3 protein-coding genes and 2 pseudogenes are annotated in these 7,282 nt (G+C 63.3%); 2 read left to right on the top strand and 3 right to left on the bottom strand.

Annotation, left to right across the window (positions count from 1 at the left end):
- Positions 1 to 391, top strand: a pseudogene (locus K2W81_RS10835) (hypothetical protein); the annotation flags it as partial.
- A 176-nt stretch (positions 392 to 567) separates the two neighbouring features.
- On the opposite strand, the gene K2W81_RS10830 reads toward K2W81_RS10835, so the two are convergent.
- The 3 genes from K2W81_RS10830 to K2W81_RS10820 all read right to left on the bottom strand — a co-directional run bounded on the left by K2W81_RS10830 (position 568) and on the right by K2W81_RS10820 (position 4,908).
- Positions 568 to 1,287: an IS5 family transposase gene (locus tag K2W81_RS10830; RefSeq protein WP_294104184.1), complete on the bottom strand. Its 720-nt coding sequence runs from the start codon at positions 1,285 to 1,287 to the stop codon at positions 568 to 570.
- A gap of 166 nt (positions 1,288 to 1,453) precedes the next feature.
- Positions 1,454 to 4,369, bottom strand: a complete 2,916-nt coding sequence (locus K2W81_RS10825) for a M10 family metallopeptidase C-terminal domain-containing protein (protein ID WP_294104183.1) — start codon at positions 4,367 to 4,369, stop codon at positions 1,454 to 1,456.
- Positions 4,370 to 4,497: 128 nt separating this feature from the next.
- Positions 4,498 to 4,908, bottom strand: a complete 411-nt coding sequence (locus K2W81_RS10820) for a hypothetical protein (RefSeq protein ID WP_294104182.1) — start codon at positions 4,906 to 4,908, stop codon at positions 4,498 to 4,500.
- Positions 4,909 to 5,534: 626 nt separating this feature from the next.
- Between K2W81_RS10820 and K2W81_RS10815 the strand changes: the two are divergent.
- Positions 5,535 to 7,282, top strand: a pseudogene (locus K2W81_RS10815) (excinuclease ABC subunit A); the annotation flags it as partial.

Raw genomic sequence — 7,282 nt, 5'->3', positions numbered from 1 at the left:
GCGAGCGCTTCATCAAAGCCATGGCGGCGTAATGTTCAACCGCCCGCCCACACACGGAAATCCTGACAGGCCCGGCCTGTGGACGCGCGGCCTTCTGATCCGCTGTACCATCGCCGATGGCGACCCTGCGTTCTTCACCACTTGGTGTCCGGCGGGAACGGGCATCGAAGCCCTGGTCCGCGTCGAAGGGCATCGCTGGGCGATCGAGGACAGCTTTGAGACCACCAAGAACGAACTCGGGCTCGACCACAACGAGTCCCGCTCCTGGCACGGCTGGCATCGTCACGTGTCGCTCGTCATGCTGGCGTTCGCCATGATGGCGGCGATCCGTCACCACGCGAACCTGGTGCCGCCCCCAAAAAGAATGCGGACACCGCCACGCCCCCGCTGATCCGCTGGTCGCTGCAAGAGATCCGCCGCATCGCCATCCGGCTCGCTCAGCGCCGTATCCAACCCGCCCACATCATCGCCTGGTCCACTTGGCGAAGAGCGCATCAGGCGTCAGCGCGACGCGCACACATCCGATCTAAAGCGCAACTGTAATGCTAGGTTGTAGTGACAATTTAATCACTTCAGCCATAGCATGATGCTGGCCAGTTTGATGAAGCCGAGGAAGTTGGCGGCGAGCTTGTCGTATCGGGTGGCGATGCGTCGCCATTGCTTGAGTTTGGCGAAGAAGCCTTCGATGCCCCAGCGCTGCTTATATGCGATAACATCGTAATCCCGCTGGATTTTGCCGTGCCGCCGGGGCGGAATGACGGGCTCGCCGCCCTGTGCCCGGACGAGTTCGCACAGGCTGTCGGCATCATAGGCGCGGTCGGCAAGCACCTGCCCGGCGGGTAAGCCTCGGATCAGATCGCACGCTGGTGCCATGTCATTTTGTTGGCCGGGGCCGAGCATGAAGCGCACCGGCAGGCCGAGCGCATCGACTACAGCATGGATATTGGTGCCGAACCCGCCTCTGGAGCGGCCGAGAGCCTGGGCCTGAGCACGGATCACCGTGGCGTCGATGGCCAGCCATTCGATGTCGGGATCGTCGGATACGGCTTCGAATATCCGGTCGATCACACCCTGCTCGACCCAGCGATAATAGCGACGCTTTGCAGTCTGATAGGAGCCAAAGCGCTCCGGCAGATCGCGCCAGCGCCCACCCGAGCGCGCCAACCACAGCAAAGCATCGAGAAACCGCCGCCCGTCACTGCGCGGTCCGCGCTTGCCCTTGCGACCGCCCGGCACAAACTCCCGCAGCCGCTCCCACTGATCGTCCCTAAGAACCTCGCCTTCCACACCAGCCTCCAAAAACCGGTGTTGAATCAGAACTCAGCGCAAATGGGAATTCCTAAAATGTCACTACAACCTAAAGGATCAACAGCGAAAACGACTAATTTGAGGCGGTCGCGTGCCTATCGTGTCGCGGGAAAGCCAAGCTTTGGTCTGACATAAAGTACCCCGCTCACCCGATGATAAAATCGGCCCCGCCCGTCACTGCATTCGGCAGCAGGAACACATAATCCGCGCCCGCCTGATAGCCGTCCACGCCATTGGCATCGACGACGAGGAAGGTCTGCCCCGCCAGCGTGCCCGATGTCGGCGTGAACAGCACGGCGCGACCACCGATCAACTGCGCACCGGTTGCAGCGCCAAGGTCCGCGTCGAAGCTGGCCGTGCTCAGCGCGCCGCTCGCGATTGTGGCATAGGTGTCGTGCACCTGGCCGCTGATCTGGATGCGGTCGCTCGCAAAGTTGAAGTCGAGCAGCCGGTCATAGTTGGTCGAGCTCGATTGCACGGCGGAGTCGTAGAAGAAAATGTCGGCGCCCGCGCCGCCGTTCAGCGTGTCGCCGCCATTGCCGCCGAAGATATAATCCGCGCCGCTGCCGCCGGTGATGATGTCGCCCGCTGTGCCGCCAAAGATGCGCAGGATGCCATCGGTCTCCCCCGCACCGTTGATCGTTACCGAGTTCGTCACCGACAGCGCGAAGATCGTCCGCGTCTGGCCGGTCGGGGTGAAGGCGTTGCCGGCGGTGATGTTGAAGTTATTCTCCGGACCCGAGCTACTGCGCAGCAGCACCACGACTTCGGCATCGAACCGGGTATCGAGCGTGAGCGTATAATCGCCGTCGAGCGCGATCTGGTCATTGGTGCCACCGCCGCCCGTGACCTGATCCGATGCGCCGAAGCGGCCGGGGCCGAAGTAAAAGCCGTCGTTGCCCGCGCCGCCAGTGAAGGTGTCGATGCCGAGGCCGCCATAGATACGCACGGCGCCGTCAGTTTCAGCTGAGGCATTGACGGTCAGATTGTCGGTCGCGCCCAAATTGGTGCCGAAGATCGTCAGCAGCTGCCCAGCGGCGACATTGGCGTTGTTGGTGGTGATGTCATAGCTGAACCCCGCAAGCGCTGACAGCACTTCGACACCGGTCAGCGAGGTCGCGCTCAGCACCAGCGCATTCGCGCCGGTGTAATTGCCCTGAATGCCGACCTGATCGTTGCTGCCCGCGCCGCCATCGATCGTGTCGGCGCCTGTCAGTGTTGCGCCGAAGAAGAAAGCGTCGTCACCGCCACCGCCGCTGACCGTATCGACGCCACCGCGCGACAGATCGAACGAATTGACCACGTCATTGCCGATAATTGTGTCGTTGCCGCTGCCGCCGACGGCGTTTTCGATCACGACGCCGCGCGCGATCGACACATTGCCAACCCGCGCACCGACGTTCGAAAAAGTCTCCGCATTCAGATTGATGACCTGGTTCTGCGTAAAGCCCGAGTAATCGAGCGTATCGATGCCGCCGCTGTCATAAATCGTATAGCTGACACTGGGATTCGCCGTCGCATCATAGACCGCGCGGCCCGATGTGTTGTTGAAGCCATAGGTCGTGTTGCCGGTACGCGTCAGCGTGTTCGTGCCGTACAGCACCGTCGTCGCAATGGCATCGGCAATCATCGGCGTCACCGCAAATTGCCGGGTGAAACCCAGCCCGGCGAAGTAGCTATTCTCGGACTGGTCGAAATACGACATGATCGTCGTCGCCCAGCTGTCGTTCAGATAGAGCGAATCCGACGCATAGCTGGCATTGCCATTATAGTTGCCGCCATGCCCCAGCCCGAGCACATGGCCAATTTCGTGGATATAGGTCTGGAACGAATAGCTGTTCAGCCCAATGCCATTGGTTGTCAGCCAAGCTGTCCCGACATTCACGGTCCCGCTGGTCGTGACGCCGTTCGAATAGCTCGCATTGGCAAACGCGCCGGTCTGATTGTCGTCGAGCGTGATTTGCGCCGCCGTGGTGATTTCCGAAAAATTGATGCCCGTCACGTCGCGCCACAGGTTGAACGCTTCGCGCGCCAAATTCTGTCCGTCCGCTGTCAGCCCCTGCACGTTGAAGGTAATGGTGCCGCCCGGTGCGACATTGAACGCGTGCCGCTGAGCCGCACCGCCCCAATAGCCGTCGGTGAGCTGGTTGGCGATCTGATCATTGGTGTACAGCGTCAGCGGCGGCGTGGTCGCAGCGGTCAGCGTATATTGCCCGGTCGTGGAACCGAAGCCGCCCACGTCGAGATAATAGGTGCCGCCGGTCGTCGCGGTGAAGCGCAGCGCCGAATACGTGCCCTCGCCAGCATCGTCATTGGTCGCGAGCTGCGTGCCGGCCGCGTCGCGCACGGTCAATGTGGTATCGACCGCCCCGTCGGCCACGACGCCGCCGGTACGGAAGATATAGGTTTCGCCCGCAGTCAGGGTGATCCGGAACCAGTCGCGGTCGTTCGCGGTCTCGATATTGCCGGCGGCAATGCCGCCGACCGTGACGCTCGCGGTGGTTGCCGTGGTGCCGAGCACGCTGTCGGCGCCCGCCGCCGGAAGCGCGACGGCGAACAGCCGGTAACTGCCGGTGCCCTGATCGTTAAACGTGCCTGCGTCGAGGTAGAAGGTGCCCGTCGTCGTCGCGGTATAGGGGATCAGCGAATGGGTGTTGTCGCCGCCGTCATCGTTGCTGGTCAGGAGGGTTCCCGCGCTGTCGCGCAGATAGAGAAAGGTGTCGAGGTTCGATCCGGCGATCGCCTGGGTCGTGAACACATAGCTTTGTCCGGCGGTCAGGCTGATGCGGTACCAGTCATGATCGCCATTGGTGTCGATGACGACATTGACGCTCGATCCCACCGCAATCGTTGCCGTCGTCGCGGTCGTTCCCGGCACCGTGTCGACATAGGGGGTCGGGTCGACAGGCAGCAAAATGGCGTTGGCGCTCGCGTCGGTCGGGCCATCGATCGGCACGAGGATCGGCTGGCCGTCGCGGCCCCGCGGATCAATCTGGTTACCGGCCGGATCGAGATTCTGGCAAACCGCCGTCGAACAGCAACCGCACTGCGCCTTCGCCATGTCTTTCTCCCTTGCGTCATCCGGCAAATGGGCATCGTCGACGTCTGTCGCCGCAGCCTAGTGAATGGTCGAATGATATGTCGGGTCGGTTAAAAGCGCAAAGCCAAACGCGGTTAAGCGATGGGTTTCTATCGCGGCGAAGCTGTCCGCAGGCCCTGGGCTGTGCTCGCCGCCAGCCGGTCAACATCATCGGCGTGGAAGGGGCGGTCGGACACGGCCAGATTGAAGCTCAGCGGCGCCAGCGGCTTGCCGCCGCGCATCCGCGTGACCTGCGCGCTTGCAACCCCCTGCGGCAGGAAGTTTAGCGCGATCACCAGCCCATCGGCGGGCGCGGTCGGGCGCGCCGTGGCGGCGCTGCCGCTCGCCCTGGCATAGGCAGCAACGAAGCGCTGGCAGATCGCTGCCCCGGTCAACGGCGCGACGAACTTCTCGCCGCGCACGCTGCACTGGATCGGGGTGGGTGGGGTGCCCGCCATGATGCCTCCGGTCGTCAGCGCCGACGCCGTGCCAAGGATCAACACGTGAGCGAGGATGCGCATCGCGCGAAACTACGCGCCGCCGACCGTGCTGTCGACGCCAATCCGCCGATCACACCGTGATAAAGTCGCGCACGACCAGCGTCGGGCCTGGGTTGATCTGGGCGAACGCCACCGCCGGGCCACCGCGATAGCCGTCGGTATCGTACCAGATCGCGCCGCTTGCCCGACCGTTCGCCGTCCAGCGGCTGTTCCAGTAACATCGGGCGTCGTCGGTAACCGCGCGTTGACATCGCCAACAGCCGTCCGTCCCGGCCGATGCGGCAACGACCGCAGAGCTGATATGCGCAGACTGAACAGCAAGGGTGGAAACGCGCAGGTTGATCGACCTTCACGCGAATAGCCAAAAAACAGCCCGGTTTTTCGCAACGCTGAAAGTGCAGCGCAAAAGGCCAGCCAGCCAAAGCTCTTTATTCTGCGATTTTGATCTTTGCGCCAATCCCGACGAGGGCCGACGGAACCGCAAAGTGCCCAACGCAGCAGCCGTTTCGATACCGCCGTCCAGGGATCGGATCCGTCCTGCCCGCGCGGTGGTGGTATGGTGCTTGGCCTGTGACAGGTATGGCTCTGGTCTGTTAAGGCATGGCAGTGCTTGCCCTTCACGAACAAATCTGGAACAAACCCGCCCCATGCTGACCCATATCTCGGTGCGCGGTGCGCGCGAACACAACCTTAAGGGCGTCGACGTCGACATCCCGCGTGACACCCTCACCGTCATCACCGGCCTGTCCGGCAGCGGCAAATCGAGCCTCGCGTTCGACACCATCTATGCCGAGGGGCAGCGGCGTTATGTCGAGAGCTTGAGCGCCTATGCGCGCCAGTTCCTCGAGATGATGCAGAAACCCGATGTCGACCATATCGAGGGGCTCAGCCCCGCGATCAGCATCGAGCAGAAGACGACGAGCCGCAATCCGCGCTCGACCGTCGCGACCGTCACCGAAATCTATGACTATATGCGGCTGCTGTGGGCGCGGGTCGGCATTCCCTATTCGCCCGCGACCGGCCTGCCGATCGCCGCGCAGACGGTGAGCCAGATGGTCGACCGGGTGATGGCGCTCCCCACCGGCACCCGCGCGCTGCTGCTCGCGCCGGTGGTGCGGGGCAGGAAGGGCGAGTTCAAAAAGGACATGGCCGAATGGCAGCGCGCGGGCTTCACGCGGGTGCGCATCGACGGCGAGATTTACGAGATCGACGAAGCGCCGGCGCTCGACAAGAAATACAAGCATGATGTCGAAGTCGTGGTCGACCGCGTGGTGGTGGGGCCGGACGTGGCGACGCGGCTCGCGGACAGTTTCGAGACCGCGCTGAAGCTGGCGGACGGGCTGGCTTATGTGGATTTGGTGGATGGGACGGTGGCAGGGCTGGCCACAGCCACTGCCTCGGTTCGGGAAACCCAATCCCCGTTCGTTTCGAGCGCAGTCGAGAAACAGGCCACAAGCGATGCGCAAGGTGTCTCGACTGCGCTCGACACGAACGGTGGGGGAGGTGGTGCCACCCTCGGCGGCGCAATGAAGGGCGCCGGCGTCCCCGCCAACCGCATCGTCTTCAGCGAAAAATTCGCCTGCCCCGTTTCCGGCTTCACGATTGCCGAAATCGAACCCCGCCTCTTCTCCTTCAACGCCCCGCAAGGCGCATGCCCGGCCTGCGACGGCCTCGGCGAGAAAATGCTGTTCGACGAGGAACTCGTCGTCCCCAACCACGCGCTCAGCCTCAAGAAGGGCGCAATCGTCCCCTGGGCGAAATCGCAGCCGCCATCGCCTTATTACATGCAGGTGCTCGGCAGCCTCGCGCGCGAATTCGGCTTCTCGCTCGACACGCCGTGGGGCGAACTGCCCGGCGAAGTCCAGCTGATCATCCTCCACGGCACCGGCGGCAAGCCCGTCACGCTGACCTTCGTCGACGGCAAGAAGAGCTACGACGTGAAGAAGCCGTTCGAAGGCGTGATCGGCAATCTCAACCGCCGCCTGCTCAGCACCGAAAGCGCGTGGATGCGCGAGGAACTGTCGAAGTATCAGTCGAGCGCCCCGTGCGAGACGTGCCACGGCGCGCGGCTCAAGCCCGAGGCGCTCGCGGTCAAGATCGGCATGCGCGACATCTCCAGCGTCACGCATCTGTCGGTGGTCGACGCGCTCGCCTGGTTCGCGGGCGTGCCCGAGATGCTCACCGCGCAGCAACGCGAGATCGCGCGCGCGATCCTCAAGGAAATCGACGAGCGGCTCGGCTTCCTCAACAATGTCGGGCTCGATTACCTCAATCTCGACCGCACCAGCGGCACGCTCAGCGGCGGCGAGAGCCAGCGAATCCGGCTCGCGTCGCAGATCGGCAGCGGGCTGTCGGGCGTGCTCTATGTCCTCGACGAGCCGAGCATCGGCCTCCA

The organism is Sphingomonas sp., assembly GCF_019749955.1.
Lineage (GTDB): Bacteria > Pseudomonadota > Alphaproteobacteria > Sphingomonadales > Sphingomonadaceae > Sphingomonas.
Note: the sequence above shows the minus strand (reverse complement) of the source record. Positions and strands in the feature narration are given on the sequence as shown.

Excerpts from the sequence above, each read along its gene's own strand:
- K2W81_RS10820 (WP_294104182.1), bottom strand. The coding sequence starts at position 4,908 with ATGCGCATCCTCGCTCACGTGTTGATCCTTGGCACGGCGTCGGCGCTG.
- K2W81_RS10825 (WP_294104183.1), bottom strand. The coding sequence starts at position 4,369 with ATGGCGAAGGCGCAGTGCGGTTGCTGTTCGACGGCGGTTTGCCAGAAT.